The sequence below is a fragment of the Pseudoalteromonas sp. SG43-5 genome (assembly GCF_014164345.1).
Taxonomy (GTDB): Bacteria; Pseudomonadota; Gammaproteobacteria; order Enterobacterales; family Alteromonadaceae; genus Pseudoalteromonas; species Pseudoalteromonas distincta.
Genome location: NZ_JACJFA010000015.1, coordinates 1 through 21,059 on the forward strand (window position 1 = coordinate 1; position 21,059 = coordinate 21,059).

General features: G+C 40.5%; 18 protein-coding genes. 14 read left to right on the forward strand and 4 right to left on the reverse strand.

Features of this window, described 5'->3' with window-relative positions; translation table 11 throughout:
* Nucleotides 1-174 precede the first annotated feature (174 nt).
* On the reverse strand, nt 175-2,205 hold the full coding sequence (locus H5161_RS14690; protein ID WP_024606267.1) for a BCCT family transporter: 2,031 nt from the start codon (nt 2,203-2,205) through the stop codon (nt 175-177).
* A gap of 161 nt (nt 2,206-2,366) precedes the next feature.
* On the opposite strand from H5161_RS14690, the gene H5161_RS14695 reads away from it, so the two are divergent.
* Nucleotides 2,367-3,365, forward strand: coding sequence for a DUF2971 domain-containing protein (locus tag H5161_RS14695; protein WP_024596500.1), 999 nt, complete (start codon nt 2,367-2,369; stop codon nt 3,363-3,365).
* A gap of 110 nt (nt 3,366-3,475) precedes the next feature.
* On the opposite strand, the gene dapD is transcribed toward H5161_RS14695, so the two are convergent.
* Genes dapD through map form a run of 3 tightly spaced genes read right to left on the reverse strand, consistent with a single transcriptional unit; the run spans nt 3,476 to nt 7,740 of the window.
* Nucleotides 3,476-4,303 (reverse strand): 2,3,4,5-tetrahydropyridine-2,6-dicarboxylate N-succinyltransferase, encoded by an 828-nt coding sequence (dapD, locus tag H5161_RS14700; protein WP_002958324.1) that lies wholly within the window; start codon nt 4,301-4,303, stop codon nt 3,476-3,478.
* 9 nt (nt 4,304-4,312) lie between these two features.
* The gene (glnD, locus tag H5161_RS14705) at nt 4,313-6,931 is read right to left on the reverse strand and encodes a [protein-PII] uridylyltransferase (RefSeq protein ID WP_002958323.1); all 2,619 of its coding nucleotides are present in this window, start codon (nt 6,929-6,931) and stop codon (nt 4,313-4,315) included.
* A gap of 23 nt (nt 6,932-6,954) precedes the next feature.
* Nucleotides 6,955-7,740 (reverse strand): type I methionyl aminopeptidase, encoded by a 786-nt coding sequence (gene map, locus H5161_RS14710; RefSeq protein WP_002958322.1) that lies wholly within the window; start codon nt 7,738-7,740, stop codon nt 6,955-6,957.
* Nucleotides 7,741-8,011: 271 nt separating this feature from the next.
* On the opposite strand from map, the gene rpsB reads away from it, so the two are divergent.
* From rpsB to lpxA, 13 genes are all read left to right on the forward strand, one after another.
* Nucleotides 8,012-8,740, forward strand: a complete 729-nt coding sequence (gene rpsB / locus H5161_RS14715) for a 30S ribosomal protein S2 (protein WP_024596499.1) — start codon at nt 8,012-8,014, stop codon at nt 8,738-8,740.
* Between the two features lie 104 nt (nt 8,741-8,844).
* Nucleotides 8,845-9,696 carry a translation elongation factor Ts gene (tsf, locus tag H5161_RS14720; RefSeq protein ID WP_002958320.1) on the forward strand — a complete coding sequence of 284 codons (852 nt, stop codon included), beginning with the start codon at nt 8,845-8,847 and terminating at the stop codon, nt 9,694-9,696.
* 158 nt (nt 9,697-9,854) lie between these two features.
* Nucleotides 9,855-10,604: a UMP kinase gene (pyrH, locus tag H5161_RS14725; protein WP_024596498.1), complete on the forward strand. Its 750-nt coding sequence runs from the start codon at nt 9,855-9,857 to the stop codon at nt 10,602-10,604.
* 49 nt (nt 10,605-10,653) lie between these two features.
* A complete protein-coding gene (frr, locus tag H5161_RS14730) occupies nt 10,654-11,175 on the forward strand; it encodes a ribosome recycling factor (RefSeq protein WP_206013162.1) in 522 nt (173 codons plus the stop codon).
* A gap of 243 nt (nt 11,176-11,418) precedes the next feature.
* On the forward strand, nt 11,419-12,198 hold the full coding sequence (locus H5161_RS14735) for an isoprenyl transferase (RefSeq protein WP_024596497.1): 780 nt from the start codon (nt 11,419-11,421) through the stop codon (nt 12,196-12,198).
* Between the two features lie 19 nt (nt 12,199-12,217).
* Nucleotides 12,218-13,084 carry a phosphatidate cytidylyltransferase gene (locus H5161_RS14740; RefSeq protein WP_024596496.1) on the forward strand — a complete coding sequence of 289 codons (867 nt, stop codon included), beginning with the start codon at nt 12,218-12,220 and terminating at the stop codon, nt 13,082-13,084.
* Nucleotides 13,081-14,286: a 1-deoxy-D-xylulose-5-phosphate reductoisomerase gene (gene ispC, locus H5161_RS14745; protein WP_154903577.1), complete on the forward strand. Its 1,206-nt coding sequence runs from the start codon at nt 13,081-13,083 to the stop codon at nt 14,284-14,286. Before H5161_RS14740 ends, ispC begins: the two co-directional genes overlap by 4 nt.
* Nucleotide 14,287: 1 nt before the next feature.
* Nucleotides 14,288-15,640, forward strand: a complete 1,353-nt coding sequence (gene rseP, locus H5161_RS14750) for a sigma E protease regulator RseP (RefSeq protein ID WP_002958314.1) — start codon at nt 14,288-14,290, stop codon at nt 15,638-15,640.
* A gap of 100 nt (nt 15,641-15,740) precedes the next feature.
* Nucleotides 15,741-18,212: an outer membrane protein assembly factor BamA gene (gene bamA, locus H5161_RS14755; protein WP_024596248.1), complete on the forward strand. Its 2,472-nt coding sequence runs from the start codon at nt 15,741-15,743 to the stop codon at nt 18,210-18,212.
* Nucleotides 18,213-18,223: 11 nt separating this feature from the next.
* Nucleotides 18,224-18,742, forward strand: coding sequence for an OmpH family outer membrane protein (locus tag H5161_RS14760; RefSeq protein WP_002958312.1), 519 nt, complete (start codon nt 18,224-18,226; stop codon nt 18,740-18,742).
* A gap of 7 nt (nt 18,743-18,749) precedes the next feature.
* A complete protein-coding gene (gene lpxD / locus H5161_RS14765; protein ID WP_182769566.1) occupies nt 18,750-19,772 on the forward strand; it encodes a UDP-3-O-(3-hydroxymyristoyl)glucosamine N-acyltransferase in 1,023 nt (340 codons plus the stop codon).
* Between the two features lie 26 nt (nt 19,773-19,798).
* Nucleotides 19,799-20,251, forward strand: coding sequence for a 3-hydroxyacyl-ACP dehydratase FabZ (gene fabZ / locus H5161_RS14770; protein ID WP_002958310.1), 453 nt, complete (start codon nt 19,799-19,801; stop codon nt 20,249-20,251).
* A gap of 2 nt (nt 20,252-20,253) precedes the next feature.
* Nucleotides 20,254-21,024, forward strand: coding sequence for an acyl-ACP--UDP-N-acetylglucosamine O-acyltransferase (lpxA, locus tag H5161_RS14775; protein ID WP_165742989.1), 771 nt, complete (start codon nt 20,254-20,256; stop codon nt 21,022-21,024).
* Nucleotides 21,025-21,059: the final 35 nt, after the last annotated feature.

Genomic DNA, 21,059 nt, shown 5'->3' on the forward strand with positions numbered 1-21,059 from the left:
ACCAAGCGCACAGGGCGTGCATCTGTGAAAGTGTTATGGCAAGGATGGCTTAAGTTACAAGCCATCCTGGAAGGCTACGATTTAGCAAAATCTCTTGAGTCAGACTTGTGATCAAGAGACAGCTTTTCAGTGCCTTTTTTATTGCAATAATTGTGTATTAAATACGATGCTTATTTAAGGTTTATCGCTATTTAACATGTCATCGTGTTCGGCCATATCCCAAGGTAGTTCACCTGGGCTGTTACCTAAAAAGTGTAAGTAATTCTCAAATTGATCAAGAATATCCTTCACAATATCATCTTCACTGTAACCATACACATCGTAAGATTGCCCACCACGGCGTAAGAAAACATCAGCCTTGTAATACATTTCGATGTTATCAATCTCAGGTTTCAGCTCAGAATAGGCAAAGCTTGGCATAGGGTGTTCGGTTAGACGAATGTCATACACAAAATCAACATGCTCATGGCGTAGCACAGTTAAATGAGCACGGCCTAAGTCGGTATCAAAATCAACCTCTGCATGCCATTGTCGCGCTTTTAATTCAGCCTGAACGGCTTGCATTGCTTGTACTACCACACTACTAATGAAGGTGTGTACTTTTTCTTTATTGGGGTAATTAACCATGGCGGCTAAACGGCGCTTCCAATGAGATAAGTTAATATTACGGCCATTAAGCGCATGTGCTTGTAAACTAGTATCGCGATGGCCTTCAATGGTGAGTGCTCGCCAAAGCCCAGCGGTTGCAATAAGCATAATAATCGCAAAGGGTAAGGCACTGGCTATAGTCATAGTTTGTAGCGCACTTAACCCACCTGCCACTAATAAAACAGCAGCCACCGCGCCCTCTAGCACAGCCCAAAACACGCGTTGCCATGCGGGTGTATTAATATTACCTCCAGAGGCGAGAGAATCAATAACTAATGATCCTGAGTCAGACGAAGTAACAAAAAAGGTAATGATTAGAATAACGGTAAGTAGCGAAATAATAAATGATAACGGTAACACCTCAAATAACTGAAACAATGCAACAGCTTGGTTTGCTTGAACATCAGTAATTAAAGTATTGAACCCTTCATTCATTATTAGATTTAACGCGGTATCACCAAACACAGAAAACCATAAAAAGGTAAAAATAGTCGGGACTAGCATCACGCCAACAACAAATTGCCTGATGGTTCTGCCGCGGCTAATTTTAGCGATAAACATGCCAACAAAGGGTGCCCAAGCAATAGTCCAGCCAAATATAAATAGGGTCCAGTTACCAATCCAATCACTACGGCTGTACGCCTGTAAATTAAAAGTACGCTCAACAATACCGCTAAGGTAGCTGCCGGTATTTTGTAAAAACGATTCAAGAATATGAATAGTAGGGCCAATAAAAAATACAAAGGCCATTAACGACACTGCAAGAGTCATGTTTACAATAGATAAGCGCTTTACACCTTTATCCATCCCAGCCACTACTGAGAGAGTAGCTGCTGCGGTAATAATGGCAATAGCAGTAATTTGTACTGTGGTATTAATAGGGATACTTGGCCACAAATAATGCAGCCCAGCATTAATTTGGGTAACGGAAAGTCCTAACGTTGTGGCAATGCCAAATAACGTGCCTAATATGGCAAACACATCAACAGTGTGACCAATAGGACCATATATTTTATCACCAATAAGTGGATACAACGCTGAGCGAATCGACAGTGGGAGGCCATGACGAAATGCAAAATACGCAAGGACTAAACCGACAATCCCATAGATTGCCCATATGTGAAAACCCCAATGAAAAAATGCAATTTGCATAGCTTGCTTGGCAGCGTCGACGGTTTCTGCTGCGCCTGCGGGCGGAGATGCATAATGGAGCACGGGCTCTGCTACACCAAAATAAAGTAATGCGACTCCGTAACCGGCCGAAAATAGCATAGCAAACCATTCAGCGAAACTGTATTGCGGCTGCGCATGATCAGGACCCAGCTTGATATTTCCCCAGCTGGAGGCTGCTACACAAACAATGAAAACTAAGAAAATAGCGACTGATAACATATAAAACCAACCAAAGGTTTCTGTTATCCACTTGAGGGTAACGCTGAATACTTGCCCTGCGAGTTCAGGGTTGCTAATTGTACCAATTACCAAGAGCAGAATAATAACCACTGCAGGTAAAAATACCGGTAGCAAAATAGTTGAGCGTAAAGCAGTTTTTGTCATATTAATCCTTAATATTAATTGCTAACTTTCAATTATGCTTTACTACCTTATTATATCTTGGGTGTGTTGGCTAATTCAGTCTCTTGTTTAAGATTATCAAATTTTATTGTTGCCACTTATCAAGGTTAAACTAAAGATTAACATTACTTGGGATTTTAAATATGGAATATGTTTATCATTACACTTCTGCAGATGGTTTAAAGGGAATTTTAGAGAGCAAAAGTTTATGGGCTACTAACGCAGAGTATCTAAATGATTTTAGAGAAATAAAGCAAGGTATTGATAGAATAAAATCACTCAGAGGGAGTTTGTCTGAGTTTTCACAAATCAAACTCGAAGAAATTTATGCCAAACACAAAAATATACCTTTAGATGTTACCCAAAAAGAAATGCGAAGTAAGGACGTGCATCTCGCAAATCATTTTTTAAATTTTCTATGGAATATAATTGATAATAATACCATTGATGAAATTTATACCACTTCATTTACAACTAAGCGTGATAGCCTAAACCACTGGCTAACTTACGGGTCAGAGCAAACTTCATATTGCATAAAGTTTAATAAAGAAAAGCTATTTGATGATGAGTACTTTAGGCAAAGAAAACTTTTGAGTGGCTATGATGATGTTGATTACCAACCAACTGAGGAAATGCTTCATTCTTTAATTGAAGAACACTATCTGCCTGAGGTTTTAAGTTATGTGTTAGATCCAAATTTAAATGGAAATGACCTAAATGAAAAATGTGCTATTGCTGCAATTGAAATTTTTAATGAAGCGATTTTTAAGATTGCTAGCATAAAAGATCAAGCGTTCGAATATGAAGAAGAGTATCGTTTTACTCTTTTTTACCCTGGTTTAGTCTCATTAAATGAAAATACTGAAAAGGGTTATTTTGATTTTATAGACTCCTCTAATATTGATTTTATAGAGCTTGAAAATGGAGTGAAAGAGTTTTTTCCTTTATGCTACAGAACCCTAAAGTCTGGCATTATAGCCCCATATAGAGCGATACCTTTTCCTAAAAATTCAATTGATGAAATTATAATAGGACCATCAGAAAATAATGAGTTAGCTGTTAAAGGCTTAAAGTCTTTTTTGAGTTCATTAAATTTTGATGTAGAAGTGTCTAGTACTAAAACTTCATTTAGAAGAATTTAAAAAAGCTCCAAACCAAAGGGCTTAGAGCTTTCTATATATAATTAAAGTTTAGCTAAAACACTTAACTTCAACGTATCGTTGGGTTTCGTTTCACTCAACCCAATCGACTATTACTCATCAATTGAGCGTAGTAGGGCGTTTATACCTACTTTTTCACGTGTTTGCTTATCTACTTTTTTTACGATGATTGCAGCGTATAGGCTGTGAGTACCATCTTTTGACGGTAGTGCGCCTGGTACAACTACTGCGCCTGCTGGTACGCGGCCGTAGTGAATTTCGCCGGTTTCACGGTCGTAAATACGGGTGCTTTGGCTGATATAAACGCCCATTGAAATTACCGCGCCTTCTTCAACAATTACGCCTTCAACAATTTCAGAACGTGCGCCAATAAAACAGTTGTCTTCAATGATAGTTGGATTAGCTTGTAGAGGCTCTAAAACGCCGCCTATGCCTACGCCACCTGATAAATGTACGTTCTTACCTATTTGTGCACACGAGCCTACAGTTGCCCATGTATCAACCATGGTGCCGTCGTCAACGTATGCGCCAATATTTACATAAGATGGCATAAGTACGACGTTTTTACCTACAAAGCTGCCTTTACGTGCTACCGCGTTTGGTACTACGCGCATACCGCCTTGCTGAAATTGCTCTGGCGTGTAGTCGCTAAATTTAAGTGGTACTTTGTCGTAAAACTGGTTTACGCCGTCGTTCATTGGTTGGTTGTCGCGAATACGAAACGATAGTAAAACCGCTTTTTTAAGCCACTGGTGTACAACCCATTCACCTGAGATTTTTTCAGCAACGCGTGCTGCGCCGCTATCAAGTAAATCAAGTGCATCAATAATGGCTTGTTTTACGTCGCTTGATACTGTGCTTGGGCTAATGCTATCGCGGTTGTCCCATGCGTTTTCGATCATCGTTTTTAAATCTGACATGTGTGTCCTCTATTCTGTTTCGGCGTTGAATTTTTTACGTAATGCCTGATGAATTTTTGCTTGTTCTTCATCAGTCAGCGCTTGGTATTCGTTATTAGATACGACAAAGAAATCCTCTGCACGTTCACCCACCGTGGTAATACGGGCAGCGTGAATGTGTAGTAAATGCGCTTGGAAAACTTCGGCTATTTTGGTTAGTAAACCTTGTATATCGACGGCTTGAATTTCTATTAAGCTACGGTCTTTGCGTGCATGTGGGCGCAACACAATTTTAGGTTTAATATTAAAATCTTTAAAGCGTTGAGAGCGGCTCTTTTTAAAGCGAATTTTTTTACGCGGATCGCTAAGTGCTTGCTCAAGCCCGCGTTTAATTGATTGCGCTCGACCACTTGCAATAGGGTCGCCACTTACTTCAAGTATTACAAAGCTAAACAGGACGTAACCATCTTTTGTGGTCAGTACTTGCGCGTGCTGTATTTGTGCTTTTTTAGAGCCAATTACACTCACTAATCTCGCAAAAAGCGCACCAGAGTAGGGGCTGTATACAAATACTTGTGTACCCCCATGCATTGCTTTGTTAGATACAATAACACTGGGTTGGCTTAAATCGGTGCTAGTTAATAAATGCTCACTTTGCCACGATATTTGCTGTTCGCTAAAGGCGGTAAAGTAGTTGGCTTTAAAGCGACTCCAAATTAAATCAATTTTATTCTCAGGGTAACCTAAGTTGAGTAGACGTTGTTTAGCTTGGTGCTTTTTATCGCGAATTTGGTCGCGCTGATCCATTGGGTTTTCAAGCCCTAAGCGTAATGCGCGCTGCGTGTGCAAGTACAATTCACGCAGTAGGGTGTTTTTCCAATCGTTCCATAAGTTGTCGTTGGTTGCACGGATGTCGGCAACGGTTAAACAATATAAATAGTCGAGTTGGCGCTCTGTTTTAATACGTGTTGCAAAGTCTTTTATTACAGCAGGGTCGTTAATATCTTTACGCTGCGCGGTAACCGACATAAGTAAATGGTTACTTACAAGCCATGCTACTAATTTTGCATCAGAGGATGAAAAACCATGTAGTTTAGCAAAGGCTATAGCATCAACAGCGCCAAGTTCAGAGTGATCTCCCCCTCGTCCCTTAGCAATGTCGTGAAATATACCGGCTAAATAAAGTAGCTCTGGTTTGTCCATTCGAGTGACTATTTCACTACAAATAGGAAACTCGCTAATGCCAGTTTTATCAAAGTATTCGTAAATATTTTTGATTAATTTGTGAGTATGCTCATCTACGGTGTAGGCGTGAAACAAATCGAACTGCATTTGTCCAAATATATTACGCCACTGCGGTAAGTAGGCGGCAAGCATGCCGTGTTTGTGCATTAACGTAAATGCGCGGCCCATACCATTAGGGTGTTTAACTAAGCGTAAAAAAGCTTCACGACAGGCTGCATAATCTTGTAAATCCCCCAATAAACGGCGGCGTACTTGGCGGATTGTACGAATAGTGCTTGGGTAAATATGCGTTATTGCAGGGTTGTCTGCTATGTGCTCAAACAATACAAAAAGTTGGTCACGTCTAAAAAATACAGATGGATCTTTTACGCGTATTTGATGACCCACTTGCTCAAAGTTTCTGTCGAGTACTATCACCGTTTTTTCACTACTTTCGGGCATGATACTTTGCTCAAAGTATGAAAGTAGCATTTGGTTAAGTTCGCGAACGCGGCTCATTATTCTAAATAAGCGCTTCATCATACGCTCAACAGAGGCTTTACCGTCGCTACCAAAACCTAAAATTTCGGCGGCTTGTGGTTGATGATCAAACAATAAGCGGTTTTCAGCCCGACCTGCGGCTAGATGCAGTGCAAAGCGAATATTCCATAGGTTCTCTAGGCACTCTGATAGCTCTTGAAACTCTTCATGGGTTAAGTAGCCGTGACTTATTAACTCTTGCAGGGTTTCGGTTCTAAAGTGCTTTTTTGCGACCCAAATAATGGTTTGCAAGTCGCGCAGGCCACCGGGGTTTTCTTTAATGTTTGGCTCAAGATTATACGCGGTGCCATGGCACTTTTTGTGACGTAAGTTTTGTTCTTGAACTTTGGCAGTAAAAAACTCACCGGAGCGCCATACGGGGGTTTCTAGAATATGCGTTTTGAGTTTTTCAAACTCAATATGATTACCAAAAATAAGGCGGCTTTCGAGTAAACTGGTGGCAAAAGTAACGTCTTCACGTTTTTGCTCAATGGCTTGTTCTATCGTGCGCACGCTGTGGCCAATCTCTAAGTTGAGATCCCATAGCATGGTGACAAACTGGCCTATTTTTTCGCATATTTCTTCGCTTGGTGGTTTAGTTACAAGCAATAAAAAATCGATGTCGGAGTAGGGATGTAGCTCGCCACGTCCGTATCCGCCTACTGCTATTAGTGCTAAATCAGGTTCGCGGGCTAAGTCGTAAACATGAAAAAGCTTAATTAGTAGGCGGTCAATAAACTCAGCCCGGGCATTAATTAAATTCCCAACCGGTTGTTTAGAAAATTCGTTATGTAACCATTTATAAAAATAGCTAGAACAATCGCGATAATCACTAAGTTGCTCTGCATCGCTGAGCAACTTTTTTACTTTGTTGGGTAATGCCACGTGGGCTGGCTCCTTATTTATTATTAGTGTTCTATGATCCTGTCGATAGTATCATCTGATCGTAGCGTTAAAATTTCAACACCATTTTCAGTCACTAATAAAGTATGTTCCCACTGTGCAGACAAGCTGCGGTCGCGAGTTACTACAGTCCAATCATCTTTAAGTAGCTTACATTGGCGTTTACCCGCATTAACCATTGGTTCAATTGTTAAGCACATGCCCGCTTTTAAAGTTTCGCCAGTACCCGCTTTACCGTAGTGCATTACTTGTGGTTCTTCGTGAAATCCTGCGCCAATACCGTGGCCGCAATATTCACGAACAATAGAGTAATTAAAACTTTCTGCATATTTTTGAATAGCAGAGCCAATATCACCTAAGCGCACACCTGGTTTTACCATTTTAATAGCAAGGTATAAGCTTTCTTGTGTTACTTCTGCAAGACGCTTAGCTTGGATGTTTGGTGTACCAACGTGGAACATTTTAGAAGTATCGCCGTGGTAGCCATCTTTAATGACAGTGACGTCAATATTTACGCTGTCGCCTTCTTTTAATGCTTTGTCATTTGGAATTCCGTGACAAATAACATGATTAACTGACGTACAAACTGATTTTGGAAAGCCATGATAATTTAACGGAGCAGGGATTGCTTGTTGCACATTAACAATATAATCATGACAAAGTGTATTTAGCTCATCGGTGGTAACACCCGGCACTACATGAGGGCCGATCATTTCAAGTACATCGGCCGCTAAGCGCCCAGCTACGCGCATTTTCTCTATTTCTTCAGGGGTCTTGATAATAGCGCTCATTGAGGCTCCAAAGTTGAGTTTCTAACATTTATCGCCGAACAAATTTTGCACGCGACGTTGAGTATTTAATTTTAATATGGTATAAAGCGCGCCGTCTTTTTACAAATAAATTCTTAAATGATTTTTTGTATTTAAGGCAAACACAATTTTATTTTAACACACACACGTATCGTCACATACACTTGGGTGCATTTGAAGTTTAATTACTTCGGTGTTGGTGCTATGGGATATGTGGAGGCCTAACCCTAAACAACTATAGAGGATCTATAAAATGGCAAACGTTTCAATGCGCGATATGCTTCAAGCTGGTGTTCACTTTGGTCACCAAGCACGTTACTGGAACCCTAAGATGAAGCCTTTCATCTTCGGCACACGTAACCGTGTACATATCATCAACCTTGAGCAAACTGTACCAATGTTCAACGACGCACTTAAGTTCTTATCAAGTGCTGCAGCTAACAAAGGTAAAGTTCTTTTCGTTGGTACTAAGCGCGCAGCAAGCGACGCAGTTAAAGCAGCTGCTTTAGAAAGCGATCAGTTCTTCGTAAATCACCGTTGGTTAGGTGGTATGTTGACTAACTGGAAAACTGTACGTCAATCAATCAAGCGTCTTAAAGACCTTGAAGTACAAAGCCAAGACGGTACTTTCGAGAAATTAACTAAGAAAGAAACGTTAATGCTTAACCGCGAAATGGAAAAGCTTGAAAAGAGCCTTGGTGGTATCAAAAACATGGGCGGTCTTCCAGACGCGCTTTTCGTTATCGATGCTGACCACGAGCACATTGCTATCCGTGAAGCAAACAACCTAGGTATCCCTGTTGTTGCAATCGTTGATACTAACTCTAACCCAGACGGCGTTGATTACATCGTTCCTGGTAACGATGATGCTATCCGTGCTGTAAGCCTTTACACTAGCGCTGTTGCAGCTGCTATCACTGAAGGTCGCGAGAATAACATCGTTGCTCAAGCTGAGAAAGACGATTTCGTTGAAGCTGAGTAATTAGCTATCATCAAGTCTTCATCTTTTTAAGGTGAAGACTTGTTATTCTTGTAGAGCGGGTAACCCGCTTATCTAAACCAGATTTCAGATTTGAGGATTTACTAATGGCTGTAACTACTGCCCTAGTTAAAGAATTACGCGAGCGCACAGGCGCTGGCATGATGGATTGTAAAAAAGCGTTAACTGAGACTGATGGCGACATCGAGTTAGCGATTGAAAACATGCGTAAAAGTGGCGCTGCTAAAGCTGCTAAAAAAGCAGGTAACATTGCTGCTGAAGGTACTATCATCATCAAGCAAAACGCTGGTGTTGCAGTACTAGTAGAAGTTAACTGTCAAACAGACTTCGTTGCAAAAGACGTAAGCTTTTTAGCATTTGCTGATAAAGTTGCTGAAGCTGCAATTGCTGACACTCTTACTATCGAAGACTTACAAGCTAAGTTTGAAGAAGACCGTGTTGAGCTAGTAACTAAAATTGGCGAAAACATCAACGTACGTCGTCTGCAGTACATCGCTGGTGAAAACCTAGTTGAGTACCGTCATGGCGACCGTATCGGTGTTGTTGTTGCAGGTGTTGCTGATGAAGAAACACTTAAGCACGTTGCAATGCACGTTGCTGCTTCACGTCCAGAGTACTTAACTCCTTCTGACGTACCAGCTGACGTTGTAGAAAAAGAAAAGCAAGTACAAATCGAAATCGCGATGAATGAAGGCAAGCCTGCTGAAATCGCTGAGAAGATGGTTGTTGGCCGCATGAAAAAATTCACTGGTGAGGTTTCTCTTACTGGTCAAGCTTTCATCATGGAACCTAAAAAATCTGTTGGCGATATTCTTAAAGAGAAAAACGCAACAGTTACTGGCTTTGTACGTGTAGAAGTTGGTGAAGGTATCGAGAAGAAAGAAGAAGATTTTGCTGCTGAAGTTGCTGCTCAAATTGCAGCTGCTAAAGGTCAGTAAGATTAACTATTTGTGATGCAAAAGGAAATTAGATGCAATTAAAGTACTATTTGGTTTTGCTTCACAGCTAGAAATTCTTTAAAATAACCGCGCTTTTATGTTTAACATAAGCGCGGTTATTTTTTATCCATAATTCAATAAAAGTTGGCCCCTATACTATGACTATCAATCGCAAACCTATTTTTAGACGTGTTCTTCTCAAATTAAGTGGTGAAGCTTTAATGGGAGACGAAGGCTTCGGCATCGACCCTAAAGTTTTAGACCGTATGGCACAAGAAATTAAAGAGCTAGTAGAGCTTGACGTAGAAGTGGGTTTAGTTATTGGTGGAGGTAACTTTTTACGCGGTGGTTCACTTGCAGAAGCAGGTATGAACCGCGTAGTAGGCGACCACATGGGTATGCTTGCAACGGTTATGAATGGCCTTGCAATGCGTGATGCGCTACACCGTGCATTTGTAAACTGTCGTTTAATGTCGGCTATTCCGCTAAATGGTGTATGTGACGCTTATAACTGGGCTGAAGCAATTAGTTTATTGAAAACTGGCCGCGTTGTTATTTTTGCAGCGGGCACCGGTAACCCATTTTTTACTACCGATTCTGCAGCGTGTTTACGCGGTATCGAAATTGAAGCGGATACAGTAATTAAAGCGACTAAAGTGGATGGTGTGTACAGTGATGATCCTGTTAAAAACCCAGAAGCGACGCTTTACAGCCACTTAAGCTACAATGAAATCATTGAAAAAGAATTAAAAGTTATGGATTTAGCGGCATTTACTCTAGCCCGCGATCACAATATGCCATTGAGCGTATTTAATATGAATAAATCAGGCGCGCTAAAACGCGTAATTATGGGTGAAGAAGAAGGAACACTTATTTCTTCACAAGCCTCAGATGAAATAATCAAATAATTAGGATTAAACCGTGATTAACGATATTCAAAAAGACGCGCAAGCGCGCATGCAAAAAAGTGTAACTGCACTAGGTAGCCAATTATCTAAAATTCGTACTGGCCGTGCACATCCTGCAATCCTAGATGGCATTATGGTGTCGTACTACGGTGCACCAACGCCTTTAAACCAAGTTGCTAACGTAACAATTGAAGATTCTCGTACACTTGCTATTGGTGTATTTGATAAGTCTTTAGCGCAAGCTGTTGAAAAAGCAATTATGGCGTCTGACTTAGGTTTAAACCCTATGTCGGCAGGTACTGTTATTCGTGTACCACTTCCTCCACTTACAGAAGAACGTCGTAAAGACCTAATCAAAATTGTACGTGGCGAAGTTGAAGGCGGTCGTGTTGCTATTCGTAACATTCGTCGTGATGCTAATGGCGATGTAAAAGGTTTATTAAAAGATAAAGAAATATCTGAAGATGAAGCGCGTCAATCAGATGATGCGATTCAAAAACTTACAGATAAGTTTATCAAAGAAATGGATACTCTATTAGCTGCTAAAGAAGCAGAGTTAATGGAAATCTAAGTAGGGCCTGTTTATCTTTTGAGGTTGAATTTGTAGTAGTGTGTTTGGTTTTAAGGCAAGGCAGAGCCTACGTAGTGTGGTTATTTCCCATTATTAGGCGATAGCAATGCATAAAATCTAAAAACGCGCTGCCCAAAGGGTTCTGCCTAGATTGAATAAATTACAATCCTGAAAGGTCGACAGGACCTATTAAAATTATTAGTTTTGAAACGCCGTCTAGGGTATACTAGGCGGCGTTTTTTTATGGAATACTCGATATTTATGGTTCTAGATGCTGACACAATTTCACAGCAATGTTTACCCAAACATGTTGCTATCATCATGGATGGGAACGGACGTTGGGCACAAGCTAGAAATAGACCTCGTGTGTACGGGCATAAAAAAGGCGTAGACGCAGTTCGTCAATCTGTTCAGTTTTGTACTAAATTAGGGATACAATCGCTAACCTTATTTGCTTTTAGTAGTGAAAACTGGCGCCGCCCTGAAGACGAAGTAAACACTTTAATGGAGCTTTTCTTATTTGTTTTAACAAAGGAAGTTAAAAAGCTTCATAAAAACAATGTAAAACTGACCATTATTGGAGACTTATCACGATTTTCTGAAGGATTACGTAGCAAGGTAGACGCTGCGCATAAGCTGACTGAAAATAATACCGGATTGCGCTTAAATGTTGCAGCTAATTACGGTGGTCGTTGGGATATGGCTAACGCGGCTAAACAACTTGCTTTGCAAGTTGCGCAAGGCACACTCAACGCAGAAGATATTACAGAAGAGCGCTTAGCACAGCATATGAGCATGGCAGATCAGGCCGAACCTGATTTACTTATTCGCACTGGTGGCGATGTTCGTATTAGTAATTTTTTACTATGGCAAGTTGCTTATGCAGAACTTTACTTTACCGAAACACTTTGGCCTGATTTTAATGAAGCAGCATTTGCTGAGGCTATAGCGTGTTACGTTGCCAGAGAGCGACGTTTTGGTTGTACGGGCGAACAAATAAAACAATTACTCGCTCAAACCTAAATAGAATAAGGGTCACATTTTGTTAAAACAACGAATTTTAACCTCACTTGTGCTTGCACCATCGGCATTAGCTTTGGTTTTTTATACACCGCTTACGTTATTTAGTTACTTTGCCGGTGCAATAGTATTATTAGGCGCATGGGAATGGTCTGCGTTTATGGGTTTATGCGATAAGCTCAAACGTGGTGCTTTTGTTGTATTGATTGCAGCCTTACTTGGCCTGCTTAATTTACATTGGCCTATTGAATCACTATGGGAAAGTGGCAAGCTAGTAGGTGATGCGAATTACTTATTTACGCTTTCGTTTGCTTGGTGGATTGTTGCTAGTTATTTAATTTGGCGCTATCCAGAGATGGCTAAAGCGTGGAATGAAGGTCTAGTAATGCGCGGCATTGCAGGTTTATTAACACTTGTGCCGTTATGGCTTGCACTAAATACGCTGCGCAGTGCGCAATATGCTGAATCAACACATTTTGGCTCTGTACTTATTTTAGTCGTATTGGGTATTGTGTGGAGTGCAGACGTTGGTGCTTATTTTTCAGGTAAGAGCTTTGGTAAGCATAAACTTATGCCAAAAGTGAGCCCTAATAAAACAATTGAAGGGTTAGCAGGCGGTGTAGTCGCTTCTATCATTTTTGTTTTAGCATTTTGTCACTTTACCGATGTTGATTTAGGTGTTTGGCCTATCTACGCGATAATGACTGCATTTATTGCATTGTTCTCTGCGGTAGGTGATTTACTTGAAAGCATGTTTAAACGTGAAGCTGGTTTAAAAGATAGCGGCCGTTGTTTACCTGGGCACGGCGGTATTTTAGATCGCATTGACAGCTTAACGGCTGCAGCTCCAATGTTTGTAATGTGCTATGCGTGGACTCTTAGTTTATGAGCCAAAAGCAATTGCTGGTTATTTTAGGCGCAACAGGTTCAATTGGTTTAAGTACACTAGATGTTGTATCGCGCAATAAAGAGTTATTTGATGTTTTTGTTTTAGCTGCAGGGCAAAACGCAAAAAAAATGGCTGAGCTGTGTATTGAACACGAACCACTTTATGCGATTATGGCTACCCAGCAAGCCGCTGAGCAGTTATCTGCTTATTTAGCTAATACACCATGCCAAACGCTTGTTATGCACGGCGAGCAAGCAATGTGCGACTTATGTGCTCACCCAGATGTTGATGTCGTGATGTCGGCAATTGTAGGTGCCGCTGGTTTACTGCCAACATTAAGTGCAGTAGAAGCAGGTAAAAAAGTACTCCTTGCTAATAAAGAATCGTTAGTTATGTCAGGTCAGTTGTTTATTGATAAAGTTAAACAACATAAAGCGACCTTGCTGCCAATTGATAGCGAACATAATGCTATTTTTCAATGTCTACCTTCTTCGTTACAAAGTGCCAAAGGCGATCAAAATTTACAGCAACATGGCGTAAGTAAAATTTTGCTTACCGGTTCTGGTGGCCCGTTTTTAACGCGCGATATAAACACACTAAAAGATGTAACTGTAAGTGAAGCCGTGGCGCATCCTAACTGGTCGATGGGTCAAAAAATATCAGTAGACTCGGCCACTATGATGAATAAAGGCTTAGAGTTTATTGAAGCTAAGTGGTTATTCAATTGCGACACCAGTGATATAGACGTAGTGATTCATCCACAAAGTATTATTCACTCAATGGTGCAATATCATGACGGTTCTATTTTAGCGCAAATGGGTAACCCTGATATGCGCACGCCAATTGCCCATGCACTTGCATACCCTGAGCGAATTAATGCAGGCGTTAAACCGTTAAACTTCTCTGATATATGTGATTTCTCATTCACCAAGCCTGACTTTTCTCGCTATCCAAATTTACAATTAGCGATTGATGCGTGTAGTGCAGGGCAGGGCGCGACTACAACGGTTAATGCTGCAAATGAGATAGCAGTAAGTGCATTCTTAAACGGTAAAATTGGTTTTACTGATATATACAAAATAAATGCACAAACGCTTGAATCTGCAACGTATACCAATGTACAAAGCTTAGATGAAATTTTAGAGTGCGATAAATTAGCGCGTATTAGCGCTTCAGAATTTATAACAAAAGTGGCGCATTAATATGTTTGATTTTTTTTGGAATCTTGGCTCATTTATTTTAGCGCTTGGTATTTTAGTGGCCATACATGAATATGGCCATTTTTGGGTTGCACGAAAAATGGGCGTTAAAGTGCTGCGTTTTTCAATTGGCTTTGGTAAGCCACTATTAAAATGGCACGATAAATATAATACCGAATATGTGATTGCGGCTATTCCATTAGGCGGTTATGTAAAAATGCTTGATGAGCGTGTTGATGACGTGCCGGCAAACCAACGTCATTTATCGTTTAACGCTAAATCTGTACAAGCACGTATTGCCATAGTTGCAGCGGGTCCAATGGCCAACTTTTTGTTTGCCATTTTTGCTCTTGCTGTAATGTATATGGTGGGTGTGCAGTCGGTAAAGCCTGTGGTAGGTAGTATTACCGAGGGTAGCCGAGCAGAGCAAGCGGGCATTATGCCTTCTCAACATATTATAAAAATTGGTGATGATGATATAACGACCTGGCAAGATGCCACGTTTGCACTTATGTCTAATTTAGGTGAAGAAAGCGTTGAAGTGATAGTGCGCGATAAAAACCTTCAACCACGTGTTAAAACGCTTAATTTAGAGGGGTGGAAACTAGATCAGCAAGACGTGCCACCATTAAGCTCGTTAGGTATTGTACCGTTTAGACCTCAAGCAACTTTAACAATTGCCGCCGTAACTAAAGACTCAGCTGCAGAACACGCTAATTTACAAGTTAATGACACAATTTTGGCTGTAAACGGTGAAACAATAAGCAATTGGCAGCAATTAGTTAATCTTATTACGCAATCAGCTAACAAATCTTTACAATTTAGTGTAAAAAGACAAGATACTATAAAAGCCATTACAGTAACCCCTAAAGGGCGCATTGATAATAACGGTATTGAGCAAGGCTTTTTAGGTGTTGCTCCTGTTGTACAGCAATGGCCTGATGGTTATGTAGAGACTAGACATTACGGCCCGCTCGATAGTATCGTGCGAGGCACAAAAGAAACGTGGCGCTTAATTACACTCAGTTTTGACATGATTGGTAATTTAATTACAGGCCAGGTTTCGGTTAAGAATTTAAGTGGCCCTGTGGGCATTGCAGTAGGCGCTGGAACTAGCGTAAGCTATGGGTTAGTGGCCTTTTTAAGCTTTTTAGCCTTAATAAGCGTTAACTTGGGTGTATTTAATTTATTACCCTTACCAGTACTTGATGGTGGACACTTAATGTATTACATAATTGAACTTTTTCGTAAAAAGCCGGTCTCTGAAAAGACACAAGAGTTTGGTTTTAAAGTGGGCGCCTTGTTGCTCATTTTTCTAACATGTTTCGCTTTGTTCAATGATGTATCGCGTTTGTAGTTTTACAGCGTGGCAAATTACTAATTAGAACACGATTGTAAAGCACCACTTTAGTAGGGTGTTATGCGGTAATACAGTTGTAAAGGATAAAGATAATAAAATGGCTATAAAAAAACATTTGGCAGTAACAAGTTTATTGGGTGCAAGTTTTGCAGCCCTAGGCCAAAACTCCTTTATTGTTGAAGACCTGAAAGTTGAAGGTTTACAGCGTGTAGCACTTGGTGCAGCGCTAACACATATTCCTATTAACGTAGGCGATAATGTTGATGACTATACGATTTCAAAAACAATAAAGTCACTTTATCGTTCTGGGCACTTTGATAACATAAAAGCCCTTCGTGATGGCAACAACGTTATTTTTAAAGTAACGGAACGTCCTACCATCAGCTTCATTGAGTTTGAAGGCAATAAAGACATTAAAGACGAGCAGCTTAATGAGTCTCTTGATCAGCAAGATATTCGCCAAGGTGAACCACTTGATAAAACCGTTATCGATAGTATCGAAAAGGGCTTAGTTGAGTTTTTCCACAGTATTGGTAAATACAACGCTAAAGTAGATATCAGTATTACTAAGTTGCCTCGTAACCGCGTTAAACTTAAATTAGAGTTTGATGAAGGTGATGCAGCTTCTATCCGACAAATTAACTTAGTAGGTAATGAACTTTTTTCTAATGAAGAGCTTCTTAAACTTGCTGAATCGCAGCAAGATTTACCTTGGTGGCAGTTTATGGGTAGCGATCGCTACCAAAAGCAAACCATTGAAGGCGATTTAGAAAAAATTCGTAGTTATTATTTAGACCGTGGTTACCTACGTTTTAATATCGATTCAACGCAAGTATCAGTGAGCCCTGAACGTGAATCAGTTTACGTTACAGCTAACTTAACCGAAGGCGTAAAATATACCGTTAAAGGCTTTGACTTTATTGGTGACTTGCTTGGCCGTGAAGACTTAATTAAAAGTGTTATCCCACTTAGAGCGGGTGAGCTTTACAATGGCTCAGTCGTTACTTCGTCAGAAGAATTTATTAAAAGCTACTTAGCACGTTTTGGTTACGCTAATGCTGAAGTGCGTACAATTCCAGAAATTGACGACGAAAAGCAAGAAGTACAACTAACACTATCGGTTAATCCAGGTAAGCGTGTATACGTTCGTCGTATTATTGTTGGTGGTAACCAAAATACAGCTGATGAAGTACTTCGCCGTGAAATGACACAACTTGAAGGCGCCTGGTTATCTAATCAAAACCTTGAGCGTTCAAAACTACAAATTCAACGTTTGCCTTATATGGAAACTGTTGATTTTAACGTAGTGCCTGTACCAGGTGTGGATGACCAAGTAGATGTAGACTTTACTGTAAAAGAGCAATCAGCGGGTAGCTTTAATGCTGGTCTTGCTTATGGTTCTTACTTAGGTCTGCAGTTTAATATTGGTGTAACAGAATCTAACTTTTTAGGCACAGGTAACCAAATTGGTTTAAACCTTAACACGTCTACAGGTTCTGAAAGCTTAAGCTTATCGTACACAGACCCATACTTTACGCCAGATGGTGTATCGCAAGGCAGTAGCATTTTTTACAGAAACTACGATGCAAGTAAATTTAGCCTTGTTGAGTACAAATCAAAAAGTTATGGTTTAGGCACAAATATTGGTTTTCCAATTGATGCTGTAAATCGTGTTAACTTTGGCGCCCGTTGGATTAAAGAAGAGCTTTCGGATATTGCAGAGTACGAGCAAACGCGTGTACTTCGTGAAACATTCTTAGATCCAGACAACCCAGATGCAGGCTTTGACTTTACTAAGTATGAGCTGAGTGTTGGTTGGTCGCGTATTACAGTTAACCGTGGTTTATTCCCAACAGCGGGTTCGCGTCAAACTCTAAACTTAACAGCAACAACGCCTAACTCAGATCTTCAGTACTTTAAACTGAATTACGATTCGCGTTTTTACTGGCCTATATCAAATGACCACCGTTGGGTATTCTCAACGCGTGCAGCGCTTGGTTATGGTAATGGTTATGGTTCTACAAACGGGTATGAGCAAACACTTCCATTCCAAGAGTACTTCCGTATAACGGAAATGGAACTTCGTGGCTTTGACCGTAATACAATATTACCACGTGCTGTATCGCGTATACCGCAGTCTATTCCAGGTACGCCAGGTGCAGACGGTACTACAACCGGTAGCATTGGTGGCGCATCAGAATTTGATATTCTAGTGCCGCAAGGCCGTATTGGTGGTAATGCTAAAGCAGTGGCAGGTATGGAGCTAATTGTTCCTACGCCATTCTTAGATGAAGAAAATACCAGCTCTGTACGTACTAGCTTCTTTGTTGATGCTGCAAACGTATGGGATACTGAGTTTAACGTAGACCGCTATCAAAACTTAGGCGTTGATGAACGTGCTAAATTAGATGACTATTCAGACCCAATGCGCTTTAGGGTTTCAACCGGTCTTTCATTACAATGGATCTCTCCAATGGGTCCAATGCTGATCAGTTTTGCGTATCCATTGCAAAAAGAAGAAGATGACGATACGAAAACCATCAGCTTTAACATTAGTAACACTTTCTAAAGGAGTTTTTTGTGAAAAAATTATTTAAATCAACAGCTGTAGCAGTTTTAGCAACTTTAATGATGGGTACTTCTGTGAATGCATTTGCACACAAAGTAGGTATTGTTGATATGCAGGAAATCTACAAGCAAATTCCTCAAATGGCTAAAATTGAACAGTCTTTACAAACTGAGTTTGCTGAACGTCGTCAAGAGCTTGAAAAGTTACAAGGCGATATTCGTTTTGAAGCTGAAAAATTTAAACGTGAAAGTACAACTATGAGCCAAGCTCAAAAAGATGCACTACGTGATAAAATTCAAGGCATGCAAAAAAATCTTGCTGAACAAGGTCGTCCTTTAGAGCAAGAAATCAAAGCGCGCCAAAACCAAGAGCTTGCTAAAGTTCAAGGTGTGATAATCAAAACAATTGAAGAAATTGCTAAAGACGGCGACTTCGACGAAGTTAAAGTAAAAGACACAACAATTTACTTTAACCCTAAAGAAGTAACTGATCTTTCGTCTAAAGTTGTAGCTGCAGTTAGTAAGAAATAATCACTCTATGCAAAATTATACGCTTTCGCAAATTGCGGAACTTCTAGGCGCCGAACTTCAGGGTGATGGCGCTTTAGAAATAAAAAAAATAGCGACACTTGCAAATGCCCATTCTGGGCATATTGCATTTTTAGCGAACTCAAAATATCGCTCGCAACTTGAAACTACTCAAGCTAGCGCTGTAATAGTAAGCCAAGCCGATGCTCAGTACTTTAGTGGTAGCAAAGTTATTGTTGCGAATCCGTACGTAAGTTACGCAAAATTAGCGCAATTTATGGATACAACACCACGCTCAGCCTCGACGGGTATACATCCAAGTGCCACTGTTCATTCAGCAGCGATTGTTAGTGACAGCGCCGCTATAGGGGCTAATGCAGTCATTGAAGCTGATGCGGTGATAGGTGACAATGCGCAAATTGGTCCGAACAGTTTTATCGGAGAACGTGTTAAAATAGGCTCTGGCACTAAGCTTTGGTCTAGTGTGACTATTTATCACGATGTTGAAATTGGTTCAGATTGTTTGTTTCAAGCAAATAGTGTTGTAGGTAGTGATGGGTTTGGCTATGCGAACGAACGCGGGCAATGGGTAAAAATACCTCAGCTTGGTTCAGTGATCATAGGTAACAAAGTTGAAATTGGTGCAAGCACGACAATTGATCGTGGCGCACTGGACAATACCATTATCCATAGCAATGTTATTATCGATAATCAGTGTCAAATAGCGCACAACGTTGAAGTTAATTCAGGCTCCGCAATCGCGGGCTGCACCGTACTTGCAGGAAGCGTTACCATTGGCAAAAACTGTCAAATTGGTGGCATGGTTGCAATTAATGGTCACATGTCTGTATGTGATGGTGTTATAATTACCGGCATGAGTATGGTGACAAAATCAATCACCGAACCAGGTATTTACTCATCTGGTATGCCCCATACAACAAACAAAGAATGGCGTAAATCAATAGCTCACTTGCGTAACCTTTCAGACATGAAATCTCGTCTTAAAGCGCTGGAAGCATTGGCTAAGTCATAACGTTGAACACTAATAAGGATGCTATTTTGGCAAACGAATTAAATAGCCTTGATATTCAAGAAATTTTAAGTTTATTACCGCACCGTTACCCGATGCTATTAATTGATCGTGTTATTGATTTTACACCTGGCAAATCTTTACATGCTATTAAAAATGTTTCTATAAACGAACCTATATTTACTGGCCATTTCCCAAATCAGCCAATTTTTCCTGGTGTGCTAATATTAGAATCAATGGCGCAAGCCACGGGTTTATTAGGTTTTAAAACAGTAGAAAATCGTAGTGAAAACGAACTATATTTATTTGCTGCTGTTGATAACGCACGTTTTAAACAGCCAGTGATCCCAGGTGATACAATGCATCTTCACGTTGAGTTTTTAAAAGAACGTCGCAACATTTGGAAGTTTGCAGCAGAAGCTAGAGTCGACGGCAAAGTAGTGTGTAGTGCCGAAATTATGTGTGCGAGAAGAGAGTTTTAATAGTGATCCATTCTACAGCAATAATCGAACCTGGCGCTAAACTAGGTAACAATGTCTCAGTTGGTCCGTATAGTTATATTGGCAATGATGTTGTTATCGGTGATAACTGTATTATTGAGTCTCATGTTGTTGTTAAAGGGCCATCAACTATTGGCTCTGGCAATCATATTTTTCAGTTTGCGTCTGTGGGCGAAGCCTGCCAAGACAAAAAATACAACAACGAGCCAACCACATTAATCATGGGTGATAACAATGTTATCCGTGAATGTGCCACTATTCACCGTGGTACAATTCAAGACCAAGGCGTTACTAAAATTGGTAGTAATAACTTATTTATGGCTTATACACACGTTGCACATGACGCAGTAATTGGCGATAACGTAATTTTTGCTAACAATGCAAGTGTGGCCGGCCATGTACATGTAGGCGACTGGGTTATCTTAGGTGGTAATTCGGGAGTTCATCAGTTTTGTAAAATTGGTGCACATGCCTTTATTGGTATGTATTCAGGTGTTAACAAAGATGTACCACCTTTTGTTACTACCATTGGTATGCCAGCAGGCCCTGCCGCTATCAATAAAGAAGGCATGAAACGTCGTGGTTTCGAAAGTGATGAAATTATGGCTGTACGACGTGCATACAAAGCGTTTTACCGTAAAAGCTTAGGTGCAGACGAAGCGATTGAATCGCTTAGTGAAGATGCTGAAAAGTACCCTGCTGTGAAATTGATGGTCGACTTTGTTAAAAGCTCAGAGCGCGGCATTGTAAGATAATTCGCGCGTTTTGCTCTAAGCATAAAAAAACCACC